This is a genomic window from Mycobacterium sp. P2_H7, assembly GCF_056403275.1.
Genome location: NZ_JBFUFU010000001.1, coordinates 14,121 through 31,884, shown reverse-complemented (window position 1 = coordinate 31,884; position 17,764 = coordinate 14,121). Strand labels below are relative to the sequence as shown.

At 68.2% G+C, this 17,764-nt stretch carries 17 protein-coding genes and 2 pseudogenes; 7 read left to right on the top strand and 12 right to left on the bottom strand.

The annotated features are described in order from the left end of the window. Nucleotides 1–11: 11 nt before the first annotated feature. The 4 genes from AC1DY7_RS00170 to AC1DY7_RS00155 form a co-directional block, all read right to left on the bottom strand. On the bottom strand, nucleotides 12–851 hold the full coding sequence (locus tag AC1DY7_RS00170) for an SDR family NAD(P)-dependent oxidoreductase (RefSeq protein WP_477491626.1): 840 nt from the start codon (nucleotides 849–851) through the stop codon (nucleotides 12–14). Continuing rightward, a complete protein-coding gene (locus AC1DY7_RS00165; RefSeq protein WP_477491625.1) occupies nucleotides 851–1,819 on the bottom strand; it encodes an alpha/beta hydrolase in 969 nt (322 codons plus the stop codon). The genes AC1DY7_RS00170 and AC1DY7_RS00165 overlap by 1 nt, the downstream gene beginning before the upstream one ends. A 79-nt stretch (nucleotides 1,820–1,898) precedes the next feature. Beyond that, complete coding sequence (locus AC1DY7_RS00160) at nucleotides 1,899–2,696, bottom strand: DivIVA domain-containing protein (protein ID WP_477491624.1); 798 nt, start codon at nucleotides 2,694–2,696, stop codon at nucleotides 1,899–1,901. 388 nt (nucleotides 2,697–3,084) lie between these two features. Continuing rightward, a complete protein-coding gene (locus AC1DY7_RS00155; RefSeq protein ID WP_477491623.1) occupies nucleotides 3,085–4,824 on the bottom strand; it encodes an MFS transporter in 1,740 nt (579 codons plus the stop codon). Nucleotides 4,825–5,046: 222 nt separating this feature from the next. On the opposite strand from AC1DY7_RS00155, the gene thiC reads away from it, so the two are divergent. From thiC to AC1DY7_RS00125, 6 genes are read left to right on the top strand one after another with little or no spacing between them, the layout of a single operon-like run. Beyond that, nucleotides 5,047–6,603: a phosphomethylpyrimidine synthase ThiC gene (gene thiC, locus AC1DY7_RS00150; RefSeq protein ID WP_477491622.1), complete on the top strand. Its 1,557-nt coding sequence runs from the start codon at nucleotides 5,047–5,049 to the stop codon at nucleotides 6,601–6,603. Then, complete coding sequence (gene thiD / locus AC1DY7_RS00145; protein WP_477491621.1) at nucleotides 6,600–7,436, top strand: bifunctional hydroxymethylpyrimidine kinase/phosphomethylpyrimidine kinase; 837 nt, start codon at nucleotides 6,600–6,602, stop codon at nucleotides 7,434–7,436. Before thiC ends, thiD begins: the two co-directional genes overlap by 4 nt. Then, nucleotides 7,426–8,055 (top strand): alpha/beta hydrolase family protein, encoded by a 630-nt coding sequence (locus AC1DY7_RS00140; protein ID WP_477491620.1) that lies wholly within the window; start codon nucleotides 7,426–7,428, stop codon nucleotides 8,053–8,055. The genes thiD and AC1DY7_RS00140 overlap by 11 nt, the downstream gene beginning before the upstream one ends. Beyond that, nucleotides 8,052–8,603, top strand: a complete 552-nt coding sequence (locus AC1DY7_RS00135; RefSeq protein WP_477491619.1) for a septum formation family protein — start codon at nucleotides 8,052–8,054, stop codon at nucleotides 8,601–8,603. The genes AC1DY7_RS00140 and AC1DY7_RS00135 overlap by 4 nt, the downstream gene beginning before the upstream one ends. 19 nt (nucleotides 8,604–8,622) lie before the next feature. Continuing rightward, nucleotides 8,623–8,892 (top strand): hypothetical protein, encoded by a 270-nt coding sequence (locus AC1DY7_RS00130; protein ID WP_477491618.1) that lies wholly within the window; start codon nucleotides 8,623–8,625, stop codon nucleotides 8,890–8,892. Nucleotides 8,893–8,900: 8 nt separating this feature from the next. Then, the gene (locus AC1DY7_RS00125) at nucleotides 8,901–9,734 is read left to right on the top strand and encodes a hypothetical protein (RefSeq protein ID WP_477491941.1); all 834 of its coding nucleotides are present in this window, start codon (nucleotides 8,901–8,903) and stop codon (nucleotides 9,732–9,734) included. Nucleotides 9,735–9,854: 120 nt separating this feature from the next. Here the strand turns inward: AC1DY7_RS00125 and AC1DY7_RS00120 are convergent. After that, nucleotides 9,855–10,070: pseudogene (locus tag AC1DY7_RS00120) on the bottom strand (SulP family inorganic anion transporter); the annotation flags it as partial. A gap of 17 nt (nucleotides 10,071–10,087) precedes the next feature. Between AC1DY7_RS00120 and AC1DY7_RS00115 the strand changes: the two are divergent. Next, a complete protein-coding gene (locus tag AC1DY7_RS00115) occupies nucleotides 10,088–11,353 on the top strand; it encodes a uracil-xanthine permease family protein (protein ID WP_477491617.1) in 1,266 nt (421 codons plus the stop codon). Here the strand turns inward: AC1DY7_RS00115 and AC1DY7_RS00110 are convergent. From AC1DY7_RS00110 to AC1DY7_RS00080, 7 genes and pseudogenes are all read right to left on the bottom strand, one after another. After that, nucleotides 11,334–12,350: an NAD(P)/FAD-dependent oxidoreductase gene (locus AC1DY7_RS00110; RefSeq protein WP_477491616.1), complete on the bottom strand. Its 1,017-nt coding sequence runs from the start codon at nucleotides 12,348–12,350 to the stop codon at nucleotides 11,334–11,336. The genes AC1DY7_RS00115 and AC1DY7_RS00110 overlap by 20 nt on opposite strands. Beyond that, complete coding sequence (locus AC1DY7_RS00105; RefSeq protein ID WP_477491615.1) at nucleotides 12,347–12,841, bottom strand: isoprenylcysteine carboxyl methyltransferase family protein; 495 nt, start codon at nucleotides 12,839–12,841, stop codon at nucleotides 12,347–12,349. Before AC1DY7_RS00105 ends, AC1DY7_RS00110 begins: the two co-directional genes overlap by 4 nt. A gap of 4 nt (nucleotides 12,842–12,845) precedes the next feature. Continuing rightward, nucleotides 12,846–13,934, bottom strand: a complete 1,089-nt coding sequence (locus AC1DY7_RS00100; RefSeq protein ID WP_477491614.1) for a type III polyketide synthase — start codon at nucleotides 13,932–13,934, stop codon at nucleotides 12,846–12,848. A gap of 49 nt (nucleotides 13,935–13,983) precedes the next feature. Then, a pseudogene (locus AC1DY7_RS00095) lies at nucleotides 13,984–14,518 on the bottom strand (MMPL family transporter); the annotation flags it as partial. A gap of 53 nt (nucleotides 14,519–14,571) precedes the next feature. Then, nucleotides 14,572–14,844 (bottom strand): hypothetical protein, encoded by a 273-nt coding sequence (locus tag AC1DY7_RS00090; protein WP_477491613.1) that lies wholly within the window; start codon nucleotides 14,842–14,844, stop codon nucleotides 14,572–14,574. 8 nt (nucleotides 14,845–14,852) lie between these two features. Continuing rightward, complete coding sequence (locus AC1DY7_RS00085; protein WP_477491612.1) at nucleotides 14,853–16,268, bottom strand: M28 family peptidase; 1,416 nt, start codon at nucleotides 16,266–16,268, stop codon at nucleotides 14,853–14,855. Further along, nucleotides 16,265–17,764 carry a M28 family metallopeptidase gene (locus tag AC1DY7_RS00080; RefSeq protein ID WP_477491611.1) on the bottom strand — a complete coding sequence of 500 codons (1,500 nt, stop codon included), beginning with the start codon at nucleotides 17,762–17,764 and terminating at the stop codon, nucleotides 16,265–16,267. The genes AC1DY7_RS00085 and AC1DY7_RS00080 overlap by 4 nt, the downstream gene beginning before the upstream one ends.

The window sequence follows — 17,764 nt, the reverse complement described above, 5'->3', positions numbered from 1 at the left end:
TGCCGGTCCTTTCAGTTGTCGGGGAGAAGGCGGCCGAGCAGGCCGGCGCCGCGGACGTAGAGAGCGGGGAAGTGCCGTTTGAGGTGCCAGATGACGGTGGCGTCCAGCTGCGGCACGACGTAAAGCCGGCCGCTGTCGTGGGCGTCGAGGGTCCGGGCAGCGACATTGTCGGCGGACAGGCCGGTCCAACGGGCCAGCTGCTGGCTCAGGTTCATCGAAGCGGGGGTGATGCGACCGTCGGTGAAGACATTGGTCTTCACAAAAGTCGGGCACAACACGGTGACCGCGATATCGGTGCCGGCCAGTTCGGCGGCCAGGGTCTCCGACAGCGACATCACGCCGGCCTTGGAGACGTTGTATGCGGCCATCGACGGGGCCGCGGCGAAGCCCGCCGCCGACGCCACGTTGATGATGCCGCCGCGGCCGGCCTCCCGCAGCAGCGGGGTGAAGACCTCACATCCGTAGACCACGCCCCACAGGTTGATGCCGAGCGCCCAGTCCCAGTCGTCGAAACCGATGTCGCCGACGGGTTTTCCGCCGATCCCGACGCCGGCGTTGTTGATCACGCACGTCGGCGCGCCACCGAAGATCTCCTGCGCCTGTTTGGCCAGCAGTTCGATCGCGCTGCGATCGGACACATCGCACTGCACGGCATGCCCCTTGCCGGTCCAGAGCCGGTCGATCAGGGCCACCGTCTCCGCCGCCCGGTCGGCGTCGATGTCCGCGCAGATGACCTCGCCACCCCGCCGGGCGAGCTCGAGGGCGAACGACCGGCCGATACCGCTGCCCGCGCCGGTCACCACCGCCTTGGCGTCCTTGGTGCGTTTGGGACCACCGAACAGGTTGAACATCAACAGATCTCCTGGAGCTCATCGGAAAACGCGTCGGCGATGAAGTTCGCCGCCCGCCGTAGCGCGACCTTCGCCTCGGGTGCCAGGTTCGGCAGCGCCTGGAACACGTGCACCATGCCCGGCCACACCTCGAGGGTGCTGGCGCCGCCCGCCTTGCGGAGTTCGGCATCGAGGTGACGCGCGTCGGCGCTGAGCATCTCGAAGTCGCCGACCTGGATCAGCATCGGCGGCAAGGCACGCGCCGCCGCGAAGTCGAGCCGCAGCCGCGGATGGTCCGGGTCTTGTCCGTGCGTGTAGAGGCCCACCATCTTGCGGGCGGCACCCGCCGACATGGCGGGATCGCGGCGCGAGGTCTCCTGCTGCTCGGCGAGCCCGAGGGTGAGGTCGATCAGCGGGGAGAACAGCACCACGCCGGCCGGCTGGAAGGCCGCGTCGTCGGCGTGGGCGAGCAGCATGTCGCAGGTCAGATGCCCACCCGCGGAGTCCGCCCCGATCACGATGTCGGATCCCGCGTAGCCCTGGGCCAACAGCCACCGGTATCCCGTTTCGACGTCCTGCGCGGCCGACGGGAAGCGGTGCTCGGGGGCCAGCCGGTAGTCCACGACGTAGAAGGGCAGGCCGGTGGCCTCCGACAAGCGGGCGACCAGCTTGCGATGGGTCTTCGCCGAACAGATGACATACGCGCTGCCGTGCACGTAATAGCCTGCCCGCCTACCGAATTCGACGCCGGGGCCGAGCACCCACTCACCCTGCGCTTCCGGGATGATCTTCGTCCCCGCAGGCATGGACCCGCCCGCCGCCATGATGGTGGCGATCAGCGTGCGCCCGAACCAGACGCCGGGCTTGTTCATCGGGATGGCGCTGGTCAGCGCGCCCAGCGTCCAGCGGGTGGCCGTGGCCGAAACCACCGCACGCAGCGATGCGCGGGTCGGTATGTCGCCGCGGTTAGGAAGAACACTGTCCGTCACGCCAAATAGGTCATCACCAACTGTGTCATTTGTCAATGGCACAGTTGGTGGCGGCAGTCTCTCCGCAGCGCCTACGGCATCAGAAACGCCAGTTGAAGCGCCAGAAAGCGGCCGATACGAGCAGCAGCCCGGCGCCGCCTGCCGCGAACATCCAGGCGTGCTCGCCCACGAAGTAGGTGAGGGCGAGCGCCAGCACGCCGAACACCAGGAACGTCCGCCACGTCCAGTGCCCGCCGTCGCCGGATTCTTCGAAGAAGGCGAGCGCGTGGTCGACGAAGGTCTGCGGCGTGAACTCGTCGACAAGGTCCGGGCCCGCACCGAGCTGCTCGGCCAGCGACACCCAGTCGTCGTCGGTCATGAAGTATTCAGGCTTCTTCGATTTCGTCCGGCGGCGCCATTCCTTCGGGGCCAGGTGCGGCCGGATGGTCAGGGTCCGCACGCCGGGAGCTTCGACGATCATGACGGGAATGCCGCCGTGATTCGCGGGCCGCACCGTCACCTCGGCAAGCATCGCCGTGCCGAGCAGTTCGTTGCTCGCACTGTCCATCACCCGCAACGCTCCCCCGTCGACCTCGGCCACGACGGCCGGCTGCAAGCCGGCGGCACCCCGCAGGGCGTACAGGACGTAGTGGGTTTTGCGGCCGGGACCACCCAGAGCCAGCTGCGCCTCTACGCGAGCCAGGTAGGCGTCGACCTCCTTCTCGCTGTACCCGCGCCGGCCGATGCGCGGTTTCGAGAAGACCGTGTCGCGGACCTGCTCGGCCGTGAGATTCGGCCGTGCCGGGTCACGCAGTGCGGCCTGCACCCGCTCCACGAAGGCGTCGACCTCGTCCTCGTCGTAGCCCCGGGAGCCCGCGGGCGGTGGGGAGAAGGCCATGACGCACTCCAAGGATCGGGAGTCCAGAATCCCGCGCGCGACCGAAGAGATCAACATCGCCGAAGCAGACTGATTCCCATGACAATCACCGCTACATCACGAACCGTTGCCAACGGCATCGTCGTGGCACTGCTAACGGTCAGATAACGCCCAGGAGATAAGTGGTTTGCGCGCGGGCAAGGTACCCGTCGGCGTTTGCTATGCTCGCGCACAGGGGGTTGAAATGAGACGATCTGCGCATACGTGCAGTTGCCTGAATCCCAACGAATGCGAATGCGCAGCGTTGGTGGATGACCGGCCCGGTTTTTTGATCGTCTGGCTGGTCGGCGCCCTGCTGGTGGGTTTGTCGCTGATGGCGCTCTTGGTCTGGCTCCTGTTCGCCTGACCGTCACGCCGCGTTGTCGGCGCCCTGTTCCGTCCCGTAGCGGCCGGCACTGAACAGCGAGGCGATCGCGCCGATGACCATCATCACCGCGGCGGCGCTGAACACAACCACCAGTCCGGAATGGAACGGCTCGGTGATCAACTGCGGGAAGAAGGTCTGCCCGGTCAGCACGTCGGCGTTCACACCCGGGTGCTGCAGCGCGCCCGAGGGCGCGAGCAGTTCGGCCATCGGGTTGTACCCGAGGAAGGCGGCGAACAGGCTTCCGACCGGTGGCAGGTTCGCCACCTCGTGCGCCACCTGCGGCGAAACACCTTGGGCGGTAAGACCGCTGGACATGGCCGCCGGAAGTGTGTTGGCCAGGCCGATGATCATCAGCGAGAAGAAGATACCGATGGACAGCGAGTTGCCGCCGTTGAAGAACGTGGAGCGCACGCCGGAGGCGGCGCCGCGCTGGTCGGCAGGGACGCTGGACATGATGGCCGCGGTGTTGGGCGCGGTGAAGATTCCGCCGCCGAGTCCGTTGAGGAACACCAGGACCGCGAACATCCAGTAGTCGAAGTTCACCGGGATGAGCAGCAGGGCCACGAAGGTCGCGGCCATCAGCAGCATCCCGCCGACGGTCAGCGGCCGCGCGCCCATGCGGTCGGACAACCAACCGGCGACCGGCGCCGCGATCAGGAACCCGACGGTGACCGGCAACAGGTAGATGCCCGCCCAGAGTGGCGTGGACTCAAAGGTGTAGCCGTGCAGCGGCAACCAGATGCCCTGCAGCCAGATGATGAGCATGAACTGCAGGCCGCCGCGGCCCATCGACGACATCAGCCCGGCCAGGTTGCCCATCCCGAACGCCGCCGACTTGAACAGCCTGATGTCGACCATCGGGGAGGCGACATGCAGCTCGACGAAGCAGAACGCCACCAGCAACAGCAGCCCGACCGCGATCGAGCCGAGCACCCACGGGCTGGTCCAGCCGGTGGTCGAGTCACCGTAGGGCTGGATGCCGTAGGTGATGCCGATCAGCAGGATGGTCAGACCGAGCCCGAACGTCAACGTGCCCGCCCAGTCCAGCCGGCCCGACGTCCGGGAACCGAGTTCGCGCAGTGACCGGTAGCTCCAGATGGTGCCGAGCACACCGATGGGGACACCGACCCAGAAGACGGCCTTCCAGTGCCACTCGGACAGGAACCCGCCGATCAGCAGGCCCAGGAAGGAGCCCGCGACGGCGGCCACCATGTTGGTGCCCAGCGCCATGCCGCGCTGGTTGGCGGGGAAGGCGTCGGTGAGGATCGCCGACGACGACGCCATCAGCATGGCGCCACCGATGCCCTGGATGACGCGCCAGGCGATGAGCCACACCGCGCCGCCCCCGAGATGGAACGGGTCGAAGGACAGCGCGATGGCGGCGACGGTGAAGACGACGAATCCGAGGTTGTAGATCTTCACCCGGCCGTACATGTCGCCGAGCCGCCCGAACGGGACCACCAGCACGGCGGTCACCACGAGGTAGCCCATCAGCATCCACAGCAGGTAGCCGACGTTGCCCGGGGACAGCGGGTTCAGGCCGATGCCGCGGAAGATGGCAGGCAGCGAGATCAGCACGATCGACGCGTTGATGGCCGCCAGCAGGATGCCCAGGGTGGTGTTGGACAGCACCACCCACTTGTAAAACGGGTGGTCGTGGTCCATCCGCGTGCGGCGACGTGCGGTTTCGGCCTCGGCGGTCAGCTCAATCTCGGTCGTCATCAGCCTTCAGCTCTACGTATCGGAAAAAACATATATTAGCTATCCAAACGATCTCCCGGCAATTCACATTCCTCGCCGCGTGGGCTAGCTTGGAATCCGTCCAACACGGGAGCGCACCCAAGTGCGCTGAGAGGACGGCTGGAAAAATTCTTCGCGCCGCGAAGAAAGGGCCGTCGACCGTATGAACCTGACCGGGTAATGCCGGCGTAGGGAGATCTGTTGATGACCGTTTTTGTCGATTCCGTGACCACCGGCCCGATCGCCGGCAGCTCCAAGGTCTACACCGGGCAAGGCGTGCCGTTGCGCCGCGTGCACCTGACCACCGGCGAGCATTTCGACCTGTACGACACCTCCGGCCCGTACACCGACGAGCACGCCACCATCGACCTGGAGAAGGGCCTGCCCCGCAGGTCCGGCATCGTCGAGGACAAGGGCACCCAGCTGCAGCGGGCCCGCGCCGGTGAGATCAGCGCCGAGATGGCGTTCATCGCCGAGCGCGAAGGCGTGCCGGCCGAACTGGTCCGCGACGAGGTGGCCCGTGGCCGCGCGGTGATCCCGGCCAATCATCGTCATCCCGAATGCGAGCCGATGATCATCGGTAAGGCGTTCACGGTGAAGGTGAACGCCAACATCGGCAATTCGGCGGTCACCAGTTCCATCGCCGACGAGGTCGACAAGATGGTGTGGGCCACGCGCTGGGGCGCGGACACCATCATGGACCTGTCCACCGGCCGCGACATCCACCTGACCCGTGAGTGGATTCTGCGCAATTCCCCGGTGCCGGTCGGCACCGTGCCGATCTACCAGGCACTGGAGAAGGTCGACGGCGATCCCACGAAGCTGACCTGGGAAGCCTACCGGGACACCGTGATCGAGCAGTGCGAGCAGGGCGTCGACTACATGACGGTGCACGCCGGGGTGCTGCTGCGCTACATCCCCCTGACGGTCGACCGGGTCACCGGAATCGTCAGCCGCGGCGGTTCGATCATGGCCGCCTGGATGCTGGCTCATCATCGGGAGTCGTTCCTGTACGAGAACTTCGGCGAACTGTGCGAGATCCTGGCCCGCTACGACGTCACCTTCTCCCTGGGCGACGGGCTGCGGCCGGGATCGATCGCCGACGCCAACGACGCCGCACAGTTCGCGGAACTGGAGACCCTCGGCGAGCTCACCAAGATCGCGAAATCCCATGGCGTGCAGGTGATGATCGAGGGTCCGGGGCACGTGCCGATGCACAAGATCGTGGAGAACGTCCGCCTGGAGGAGGAACTCTGCGAGGAGGCGCCGTTCTACACGCTGGGCCCGCTGGCCACCGACATCGCCCCGGCCTATGACCACATCACCAGCGCGATCGGGGCGGCCATCATCGCCCAGGCCGGCACCGCGATGCTCTGCTACGTCACGCCCAAGGAACATCTGGGGCTGCCGAACCGCAAGGACGTCAAGGACGGGGTGATCGCCTACAAGATCGCCGCGCATGCCGCCGACCTGGCCAAGGGCCATCCCCGCGCCCAGGAACGCGACGACGCACTGTCGCTGGCGCGCTTCGAGTTCCGCTGGCACGACCAGTTCGCCCTGTCGCTGGACCCGGACACCGCCCGCGAATTCCACGACGAGACACTGCCCGCCGAACCGGCCAAGACAGCGCACTTCTGCTCGATGTGCGGGCCGAAGTTCTGCTCGATGCGCATCACCCAGGACATCAGGGACGCCATGGCGGAGAAATCCGAGGAGTTCGCGCAGCAGGGCAATCGCGTGTATCTACCCTTGACCACATGAACTACCTGCCGCTGCCCCTGCCCGGGCAGACACCGCACCGGGTGATGACGATCGCCGGCAGTGATTCCGGCGGTGGTGCCGGCATCCAGGCCGACCTGCGCACCTTTGCGATGCTCGGGCTGCACGGCTGCGTCACCGTGGTGGCCGTGACGGTGCAAAACTCACTGGGCGTCAAGGGTTTTCACGAGATCCCACTCGACGTGATCGCCGGCCAGATCGAGTGCGTCGCCGGCGACATCGGCATCGAGGCCGCCAAGACCGGAATGCTGGCGTCGGCGGACATCATCGGCACGGTGGCCGACACCTGGCGGGGACTCGACGGGAACATCCCGCTGGTGGTCGACCCGGTGTGCGCCTCCATGCACGGCGACCCGCTGCTGCACCCGTCGGCACTGGATTCGGTGCGCCATGAGCTGTTCCCGATCGCCACCCTGGTGACGCCCAACCTCGACGAGGTGCGGCTGATCACCGGGATCGACGTGGTGGACGCGGGCACCCAACGCGACGCCGTCAAGGCCCTGCACGCGCTGGGCCCGACGTGGGCACTGGTCAAGGGTGGGCATCTGCGCTCCTCCACACACAGCCCCGACCTGCTCTACAACGGCACCGACTTCTACGAATTCGACGCCGAACGCATCGACACCGGCCACGACCACGGCGCGGGCGACACGCTGGCCGCCGCCGCCACCTGCGCCCTGGCGCACGGCTACACCGTGCCGGATGCGGTCGCCTTCGCCAAGCGCTGGGTCACCGAATGTCTGCGCGCCGCATATCCTTTGGGTCAGGGCCACGGCCCGGTCAACGCCCTGTTCCGGTTGCAACATGAGTCTTGACGCGATCGCCGGGGTGGCCCACGAGCCGACCGGAACGCCGACGGGGACCGTCCTGCTCACCCATGGCGCGGGCGGCAGCCGGGACGCCCCGCTGCTGATCCGGATCTGTGACGAGTGGGCCCGCAACGGCTTTCTCGCGGTCCGCTACAACCTGCCCTACCGGCGCCGGCGCCCCAAGGGCCCGCCGTCGAATTCGGCGAAGGCCGACCAGGAGGGCATCACCGAGGCGATCACCTGGGCGCGGGGCCTGGGCCACGGCCCGGTGCTGGCCGGCGGGCATTCCTACGGCGGGCGGATGACGTCGATGGTGACGGCAGCCGCGCAGAACGACACAGCAGCCGGTCCCGATGTGCTGACGCTGTTCTCCTATCCCCTGCATCCGCCTGGTAAGCCGGAGCGTGCCCGCACCGAACATCTGCCGCAGATCACCGTCCCGACGGTGTTCACCCACGGCACCTCCGATCCGTTCGGCAGCATCGACGAGATCCGGGCCGCCGCAGACCTGCTCGGCGGTCCGGTGAGCATCGTCGAGGTCACCGGCGCCCGTCACGACCTCGGGTCCAAGACGCTGGACGTTCCCGTGCTCGCGGTGGCGGCCGCGGTTATCGTCATTCCATGACGCAGCCGCCCTATGGCCCGCCTTATGGGGCGCCCCCACCGCCCCCGCAGCCGTACTCGTACGGCTACCCGTACCAGGGCCCGCCCCCGCAGCCACCCAAAACCCGATGGGGCCTGATCATCGGGATCGTCGCCGGCGTCGTGGTGCTGCTCGGCGCGCTCGGGGTGCTCTTGTTGGTGCTGCTGATGAAGAACTCCGACGTGGTGGACGCCGACGAGATCGGCGTCGGGGACTGCCTCACCGAACTTCCGTCCGACTCGAGCCTGGTCGCGTCGGTCAAGACCGTCGAATGCGCGGAGCCGCACAAGGGTGAGGTGTTCGCCGTCATCACCGTGCCCGGCAACGACTTCCCCGGCCAGGCCAAGATCGTCGGCTATCAGGACAAGTGCCAGCCGGCGCTGCAGACGTACTCGTCGGCGGCGATGGACGATCCGGAAGTGGGCATGTTCGTGCTCTATCCCACCGAGGCGTCCTGGAAGCGCGGCGACCGTGCCCTCACCTGTATCGCGACGACCGATGACCCGAGGTCCGGATCGCTCAAAGAGTGACTGCGGTACCGTCGGTCCCGTGTCCGAGAAGAAGAAGTCCCCGGCCGTCGTCCTGAGTGGACTGGCCCTCGCGGGAGCCGGCGTCACGCATTTCGTCGCCCCCCAGGTGTTCGAGCCGATGACCAAGCCTGCGTTCCCGCGCGACACCGATCGCCACATCAAGATCAACGGCAGCATCGAGACCGCCATCGGCGTCGGCCTGCTGATCCCTAAGACCCGCAAGCTCGCCGCCGTCGGCGCGCTGGGCTACGTCGGGTATCTCGCCGCCAACGCCATCCGTAACCGCTGATCGGTCTGCTGGCCGCCTTGGCGGCCTGCCTCAGCTACGGAACCGCCTCGGTGCTGCAGGCCTACGGGGCGCGCAGTTCCCGCGATCCCGCCGACACCGGCGGGCCGTCCCTACACTCGACGGTCACCGCGGCCGTCACGCCGGCGTTCCTGGCCGGCATGGTGCTCGACGGCCTGGGCTTCCTCGGCAGCCTCGTCTCGGCCCGGCTGATCCCACTGTTCCTGTCGCAGACCATCATCAGCGCCAATCTGGTGGTGACCGCGCTGCTCGGCATCGTGGTCCTCGGGGTGCGGTTGCGTGGCCGGGACTGGCTGGCCATCGGCACCGTGGTCGTCTCGCTGCTGATCCTGGGCTTCACGACGGGCCACCTCGGCACCGGGACCGGGCCGGCCGGGTTGCACTGGGCCCTGCTGGTCGCCGCGCTGGTGATCCTCGCGGCCGGGTTGATCCTCACCCGGTTTCTCGGCGCCCGCGCGGCGATACCCGCGGGCCTGATCGCGGGCGTGCTGTACGGCACCATGGCCGTCGCCGTGCGGGTGGCCGACGGCATCGACCCGTTCGACGTGCACTCCCTGCTGACCGATCCCGCCGCGTGGACCATCGCCGTCGCGGGGCTCGGTGGGTTCTATCTGTTCACCGTCGCACTGCAACTCGGTTCGGTGAACGGGGCGGCCGCCGCGCTGGTCGTCGGTGAGACGGTGGTGCCGGGCATCCTCGGGGTGCTGCTGTTCGGCGACACCGCGCGCCCCGGCTTCGGCTGGCTGGTCGTGCTGGCGTTCTGCGCGGCCGTGGCGGGCGCGGTGGCCGTCGCCGTCTCCGGCAAGGTCGACAATTCGGCCTGATCAGCGGTGCCGGAACGCCTCGACCGCGGTGGGCAACGTCGGGAAGATGCGGTCCTCCCCCACCCGGGCAAGGAAACCCGCGGCTTTCAGGTCGTCGAGCAGGTCCTGTTTGACGCGGGCCGTCGACTCCTGCCCCACCGACAATTGGCGGGAGGACCCCAGCACGGCGTACACCGCGAGGGGCACCAGCGATGCCCACAGGCCCGCGACGGGTGGCAGCCCCGCGATGGTGGCGTAGGCCATCACCTGGGGCACCAGATACGCCGCGACGGTGACCCCGGCGAGCACGTCACCGCGCAGCCACTCCCTCTGATACTGAGCGCGGCGAACGTTCATGGTGTGTAGTCAACGACGTGAGTGCACTCAGTTGGAAGTATGTCGAACCCCGGGGTGACGCGCAGTTCGTCGTCGCACCCGACGAGCGGCTGAGCTGGCCGAGGACCATCGGCATCGGCGCCCAGCACGTGGTGGCCATGTTCGGCGCCACGTTCCTGGTCCCGGTGCTCACCGGCTTCCCGCCTGCCACCACGCTGCTGTTCTCCGGGGTCGGCACCATCCTGTTCCTCGTCATCACCGGCAATCGGCTGCCCAGTTACCTCGGTTCCAGCTTCTCGGTGATCGCACCGGTCACCGCCGCGGTCGCCTCGCACGGAACCGGCAGTGCGCTGGGCGGTTTGGTGGCGGTCGGCCTGTTGCTGATCGTGATCGGCGCAATCGTGCACGTGGTGGGCACGCACTGGCTCGACGTGTCCCTGCCGCCGGTGGTGACGGGTGCGATCGTCGCGCTCATCGGTTTCAACCTGGCACCCGCGGCGAAGAACAATTTCGAGAAGGGTCCCCTGGTCGGCATCGTCACGCTGGTGCTGTTGGTCGGGACGCTCGCGTTCTTCAAGGGCCTGATCGGCAGGCTGGCGATCTTCCTGGCCGTGGTGCTGGGCTACCTGCTGGCGCTGGCCCTCGGCGAGGTGGACACCGCCGCCATCGCGGCGGCACCGTGGATCGGGCTGCCGCATTTCCAGACGCCGTCGTTCAATCTGGCTGTGTTGCCGTTGTTCCTGCCCGCCGTGATCGCGCTGGTCGCCGAGAACATCGGCCACGTCAAGTCCGTCGGCCAGATGACCGGAACCGACCTGAATCCCGTGATGGGCCGGGCGCTGGCCGCCGACGGTGTCGCCACCGTGCTGGCCGGTGCCGGCGGTGGATCGGCGACCACCACCTACGCGGAGAACATCGGCGTGATGGCGGCGACGCGCATCTACTCGACCGCGGCGTACTGGGTGGCCGCCATCGTCGCCGTCGTATTGTCGTTGTGCCCCAAGGTCGGTGCCACCATCTCGGCCATCCCGCCCGGCGTGCTGGGTGGCGCTACCATCGTGCTGTACGGACTCGTCGGCGTGCTGGGTATCCGCATCTGGCTGACCAACCACGTGGACTTCTCGCTGCCCGTCAACCAGATGACGGCGGCCATCCCGTTGATCATCGGGATCGCCGACTTCACCTGGCAGATCGGCTCGTTGACGTTCACCGGGATCTCGCTGGGCGCCATCGCCGCCCTGCTGGTGTACCACGGGATGCGACTGCTGGGCGCGCCCAGCCAGATCAGTCCCCGAGAAGATTGACCACGCGCGAAAACACCCCGGGCACTGCCGCCGACACGGGGGTGATGCCGGCCCGCACCGGACGGATCGCGGTGGCGTGCAACAGGGCAGCGGTCAGGAAGCGGTAACGCCGGGTCAAGGTGCGCCATCGCCGGTCGTAGTCGGCCGTCCGCCCCGTGACGACGCAGTCGACCAGCACCTCTGCCGCACCGAAGGCCAGCCCCATGCCCTCGCCGGTGAGGGCGTCGACGTAGCCCGCGGCATCGCCGACGAGCAGCACCCGCCCCGCGGTCCGGGTGCGCACCTTCTGGCGCAGCGGCCCGGCCGCCCGGTCCGGTCCGTGCGGCCGGCCGGCGATCCGATCGGCCAGTGCCGGAAACTCTTTCAGGTGCGCCTCGAATCCGCCGCGGCTCGATTTCAGGATGGCCACGCCGACGGTGTCCTCGTTGACCGGGGTCACATAGGCTTCGGTCTCCGCACCCCAGTGCACCTCGACGCAGTCCGACCACGGGGCGATCTGCACGTGCCGCCGGATGCCCCAGCGCCGCTGCGCCGCTTCGCCTCCCGACAGCCCCAGTTCGCGGCGGATCGGCGAGTGCAGGCCGTCCGCCGCGGCCAGGTACCGGGCGCGAAAGCCCGCCGCCGACACCGACTCCGCATCCTGGGTGATCGCCCCGACATCGCCGTGCACCACCCGCACCCCGGCCGTCTCCGCCGCGCCGGCCAGGGCCGCATGCAGCACCGTGCGGCGGACCCCGCGACCGGGACCGTGCCGGAACCGGGCTTCGGCGCAACGCTTTCCGTCGAGGTAGCGGATTCCCCGGAACGGCCGGCCCTCGGGTTGCACGCCGAGGCGTTCCAGGTGCAGCAGCGAATGGGGCATCAGCCCTTCCCCGCACGCCTTGTCGATGGGGCCGCTGCGTTGCTCGACGACGACGACCTCCAGCCCGGCGCGGGCGGCGTGCACCGCGGTGACCAGCCCGGCAGGGCCGCCGCCCGCGACCAGCAGGTCGATCACGACAAACTCTGCAATGCCGTGTTCTCGACACGAATTCTGGTGCGCAGCAATGCCGCATTGGCCACTGAGAACACCAGCGCCGTCATCCACGCCCCGCCGACCAGCGGCAGCGCGGCCCCTTCGAGCACCACGGCCACGTAGTTGGGGTGCGGGATGAAGCGATACGGGCCACCGGCGACGCGCGCCGCGCCCGGCACCACGACCACCCGGGTGTTCCACTGCCTACCCAGCGTGGTGATGCACCACCAACGCAGGACCTGCGCGGTCGCCACCACCCAGAACGCCGGCCAGATCCAGCGCCGCCGGAACCGGGCCTCGGCGACCGCGCCGGCCAGCAGACCGGTGTGCAGGGCCACCATCACCGGATAGTGTCCGGCCCCGAACTCTTTGCCGCCGTTGGCTTTACTCCATGTCAGATTGCGATTGGACACCACCAGTTCGGCCACCCGCTCGACGGCCACCAGCAGGATCAGCGCCAGGAACCCGCGCACGCGATCAGCGCCAGCGCAGCAGGACGAGTTCCGAGCAGAAGCCCGGACCCATGGCCATCAGCACCCCGGGCGTCCCGGCCGCCGGCCGTTTGCGGATCGTGTCCCGCAGCACATGCAGCACCGACGAGGAGGACAGGTTCCCCACCTCGGCCAGCGACTGCCAGGTCAGGTCCAGCGCGTCCGGCGGCAGATCGAGGGTGTCGATGATGGCCTCGATGACCTTTGGGCCGCCCGGATGGCTCACCCACGTGCCGATGTCGCCGACGGTGAGATCATGGGTACCAAGGAAACTCGTGACATCGTCACCCAGGAAGCGACTCACGAAGCCGGGCACCTCCGCGCTGAGCACGATCTCGAACCCCTTGGTGCCGATATCCCAGCCCATGGCGTGCAGCGAGTCGGGATAGAGGTGGCTGGTCGAGTCGAGCACATCGGGCCCGGTGGGGTTCATCCGCTCCGAACGCCCGCGCCCGACCGCCACCACCGCGGCGGCGCCGTCGCCGAACAGGGCACCGGCCACCAGCGTCGGCATGGACGGATTGTGTTTGCGGGTAAGCGAACAGAGCTCCACCGAGACCAGCACCGCCACCTTGTCCGGCGCCCCGCGCAGGTAGTCGTTGAGCCGGGCGATACCGGCCGCGCCCGCCACGCAGCCAAGCCCGAAGATCGGGATGCGCCGCACATCGGGCCGCAGACCGACCCTGCCGGCGATGCGGGCGTCCAGCGACGGGACCACCGCTCCGGTGACGGTGGTGGTGATGATCAGGTCGACGTCCTCGGGCCGCAGGCCGGCCTCGTCGAGCGCACCGGTCAGCGCAGCACACCCGAGATCGGTTGCGTGCTCGATGAACAGACTGTTCGCGTCGCCGAAATCGGAGAGCCCGGCATACTCCTCGAGCGGCCGGACCAGATACCTGCTCTGCACCTTGGCACTCTTGTGCAAGGCCCGGACGATGCCCTCGTGCTCTTGATAACCGGGCAGGGCCAACAGTGCCTCGGTCACCTCGTCCTGGGTGTATCGATGTGGCGGTAGGACCCCGTGGACCCCGGCGATGGTGCTGTAGCTGGACACTTCGGTGAGGCTAATTCCCATAACAACTACACGGGGTGCTACGCCATCCGGTTCAATCCGGTTCCTGGAATCAGTCTGTGAAGCCGAACCGATCATGCAACCGCGCCAACGGTTTCGGCGCCCACCAGTTCCAGCGGCCCATCACCTGCATGAACGCGGGCACCAACATCATCCGCACCAGGGTCGCGTCCATCAGTACCGCCAAGGCCAGACCGAGGCCGAACATGCGCATGAATGACACATTTGCCGCAACCAGGGCCGCAAATGAGATGGACATCACCAGCGCCGCCGCGGTGACCACCCGACCCGTCCTGGAAGATCCATACCAGCGCACCGAAGGTTGCTGACAGCGAAAGCACATTCAGGACAAGTGCTTTCACCGGCAGCACCACACTTCCGGTGAGCAGGAACAACAGCACAAAGGTGCTGATCGCGATCAGCCCGAGTACCAGGGGCAGGCGCGCGGTGATCGCGTGCACACTGTCCCTGTTGATCTGGGCCGCCCCGGTGATCAGCACCTCGCGACCGGCAGGCGGTGCCACATCGTGCAGTCTGTCCAGCTGCGCCTCCGAGGCATCGGAGAACAACGAGGCCGAACTCGACAGCTGCGAGGGCAACCGGGCGAGCTTCTCCACCCGCTGATGTTGCCCGACGGCCGTCAGCTTTGGGGAGCTACCTCGTCGATCTCGACGTGCGCCCGGATCCGCCCGGCCTCGTCGGTCCACCCCTTGGACTGGGCGTAGCCGATCATCGCGGCCAGCTTCTGCTGCCAGTCGGCGTCCCCACCCCGCCCGGCGAGTTCGGTGAGGTCGCCGGGGTCTACCCAGGAGTGCGCCGCGGCCACCACGACGACCTTGAACGCGGTGAAATCCTCGGGCTCACAGAGTTCGACATGCGGCGGGGTGGTCTGGGTGTCGACGCGCAGGTACACGGCACTCCTCAGGGTTTGTGGTGGCGGCTGTCGCGGGCCGGGACGCCGTTGGCTCCGTCGGTGGACTGTGCGTAGGTGCCGACGGCGAACGCGATGGCAGGGCCGGTGATGGACAGCGCGCGATGGTCGACGTTGTCGAGGCCGTCGCGGGGACCGCCGGTATTGGGGTCGAACGGTTGACCGGCCTTACCACCCCACAGCCGGGCCTGCACCGGCGTCTTCTTCTGCAGCGCACCGGTGGTGACGCCACCCGCGGGGATCCCGGCGGCCAGGAACGGGCCGTAATCACTGAGCCGGTCCAGCGGCTGATCGGCGGGCCGGACGCCGGCGAGGTTCAGATATCCGGCCAGGGTGCGTTCGATTCCCGCCGAACCTTCCGGGACCGACGTGATGTCCGGGTTGGGCTGACCGGACTGGTCGCCGTCGTAGGTGAAGAACCCGGCATTGGGCGAACCCAGCATGTCGGCGTCCAGATAGACCGCGATGTCGTCGAGCTCATCGGCTTTCAGCCCGGCGAGGTATTTGCCTGGGGCACCGAGGGTTTCCGAGCCCCAGAACGCGAACCGCACCGCGTTGGCGACGGCAGGCGAGGAGCCCAGCGCGGTCGCGGTGGCCAGCAGCGCCGCCACTCCGGTCCCGTTGTCGTTCATGCCGGGGCTGCCCAGCGCACTGTCCAGGTGCGCCCCGGCCACGATGACGTTGCCGTGCTCGCCGGTGCGGGTCTGGGCGGTGACGCTGCGCGATCGCGCGAGACTCGCCGCGCCGTTGAGCGTCAGTCGCACGGGGGCGTTGGTGCGGCGCAGCGCGGCGTCCACGGTGCGGTCGATGATCGCGACCGGAAACGTGAGCTGCTTGTAGTAGCCCGCCGGGAACAGGCCGGGCACGGCCTCGGTCGCCACCATCAACAGGCCGACCGCACCGGCGGCCCGCGCCGCGTCCTGCTTGTCGACCACCGAACAGCCCAGCGCGTCGACGATCACCAGCGCGCCGCGCACACCGGGGGCGGTGCCGTAGTCCGCTGCCGCACAACCCGATGGTTTCGCCGGCCGCACGCTCGGGCCGCTCAGGCCCGCCGGTGGCGTCGGCGTCAGCGGCGAACCCTGATCGACGGGAAAGCGCTTGCCCGCGACCTCCAGCGTCGGGGTGCCCGGGTTACCTGTCTTGAGCCACTCGAACTCCGGGGTCTGTACATCGAAGCCCTTGTCGCGCAACACTCCCGCGATGTAGTCGACTGCGGTGTCATGGCCGGGCGTGCCGGGTTCCCGATTGCCGATGTCGCTGAGCTTCTGCAGATGCGCGTACATGGCGTCGGCGGTCACCTTGCCCGCCAGGTACTGGGCCGAGATCTCCGCCGACGGCGGGGGCGGCGGCGAGCACGCACTCATTGCCAGTGCGGCGCACGCAGCGACGACGAGGCGCCTCATGAGCCGGACAGCGTATGGCGGGTGCGGTCGCCCCGGACCGGAACCCCGTTGCGGCCGCGCTGATCCTGCGCGTAGAGCCCCACCGCGTACGCGACGCCCTTGCCCTGGATGTCCAGGGAGGTGCGGTCGATGTGCTCGAGCGTGTCGGTCGCCTTGTGATAGTTCGGGTCGAACGGCTGATTGGCCTTGCCGCCCCAGAGCTGCGCCTGTTCCTCGGTCATGTTGTCCTCGGCGCCGGAAAACAGTCCGCCGGAAGGTATTCCGGCCTTGGTGAAGCCGTCATAGTCCGACCTGCCGTCGAACGACGTGTCCTGGGCGGTCTTGCCCGCGCCGTCCAGGTAGGCCACCAGGGTGCGTTCGATCCCGGCGGAGCCTTCCGGCACCCTCGGCACGCTGCCGTCCTTCTCCGGCGGCAGGGACTGGTCCCCGTCGTAGGTGAAGTAGCCGGGGTTGGGCGAGGCGAGCATGTCGAAATTCAGATACAGCGCAATGTCTTTGAGCTGGTCCACCCCGAGCGTCGAGATGTAGTTGCTCGAACCCAGCAGGCCCAGTTCCTCGGCACCCCAGAAACCGAAGCGCACCGCGTTGGGCACATTCGGCGAACTGCCCATCTGCAGTGCGGTTTCCAGCACGGCGGCGGTACCCGAGCCGTTGTCGTTGATACCGGGTCCCTCGGGCACGCTGTCCAGATGCGCCCCGACCATCACCACGTCGGCGGGCGAACCCGTCTTGGTCTGGGCGATGACGTTGCGGGTGTGCTCGACGTTGACCCCCGCTTTCATCGTCAGGGTCACCGGTCCCGGGGCGCCGCGCMGCCGGGCGCCCTCGGCCTTGGTGACGCTGACGACCGGGATCTTGACCTCGGTGTCCTCACCGAGGGTGCCGCCGAATTCGTCGCCGTCGACATTGTTGGCCACGATCAGCGCCACCGCTCCGCGCTTGGCCGCGTTGGCCTGCTTGTCGCCGAACGGGCAGGCGCCGCGGTTGACCAGGACCACCGCGCCTTCGAGCTGCATGCCGTCGTAGTCGGCCTCGGCGCAGCCCGGACTGTCGTCCACGCGTGCGACCACCAGCGGGCCGCGCACCCCGTCACCGTTGGTGCCGATCGTGTAGTTGAGCGGTTTGGCCGCCACCCGCGCTCCCGACACCGTCAGCGCCGGATCCTCGGCGAACGGCAGGCGCACCTCGAACTCCGGGGTCTGCACATCGAATCCCTTGTCCCGCAAGGTGTTTGCCACGTAGTCGACACTGGCCTGGTATCCCGGCGTGCCCATCGCCCTGGTGCCGTCGTGGGCGTCGGCGATCTCCTGCAGCTTCTTCAGATGCGCCATCATCGCGTCGGCGGTGACCCGGTCCCGCAGGGAACCCGCGTACTCGGCGTTCGGCGGGGCGGGCGCCGGCGCGGCCGTGGGCTGCGGCGCGGGTGCATGCGCGCACCCGGCCAGGACGGCCGCGACCGAAACGAACGCCGTTGCCGCATGTGATTTGAGCCCCAT

Coding starts and splice junctions, on each gene's coding strand:
- AC1DY7_RS00170 (WP_477491626.1), bottom strand. CDS start 851: ATGTTCAACCTGTTCGGTGGTCCCAAACGCACCAAGGACGCCAAGGCG.
- thiD (WP_477491621.1), top strand. CDS start 6,600: ATGAACTACCTGCCGCTGCCCCTGCCCGGGCAGACACCGCACCGGGTG.
- thiC (WP_477491622.1), top strand. CDS start 5,047: ATGACCGTTTTTGTCGATTCCGTGACCACCGGCCCGATCGCCGGCAGC.
- AC1DY7_RS00155 (WP_477491623.1), bottom strand. CDS start 4,824: ATGACGACCGAGATTGAGCTGACCGCCGAGGCCGAAACCGCACGTCGC.
- AC1DY7_RS00135 (WP_477491619.1), top strand. CDS start 8,052: ATGACGCAGCCGCCCTATGGCCCGCCTTATGGGGCGCCCCCACCGCCC.
- AC1DY7_RS00085 (WP_477491612.1), bottom strand. CDS start 16,268: ATGAGGCGCCTCGTCGTCGCTGCGTGCGCCGCACTGGCAATGAGTGCG.
- AC1DY7_RS00100 (WP_477491614.1), bottom strand. CDS start 13,934: ATGGGAATTAGCCTCACCGAAGTGTCCAGCTACAGCACCATCGCCGGG.
- AC1DY7_RS00140 (WP_477491620.1), top strand. CDS start 7,426: ATGAGTCTTGACGCGATCGCCGGGGTGGCCCACGAGCCGACCGGAACG.
- AC1DY7_RS00160 (WP_477491624.1), bottom strand. CDS start 2,696: ATGGCCTTCTCCCCACCGCCCGCGGGCTCCCGGGGCTACGACGAGGAC.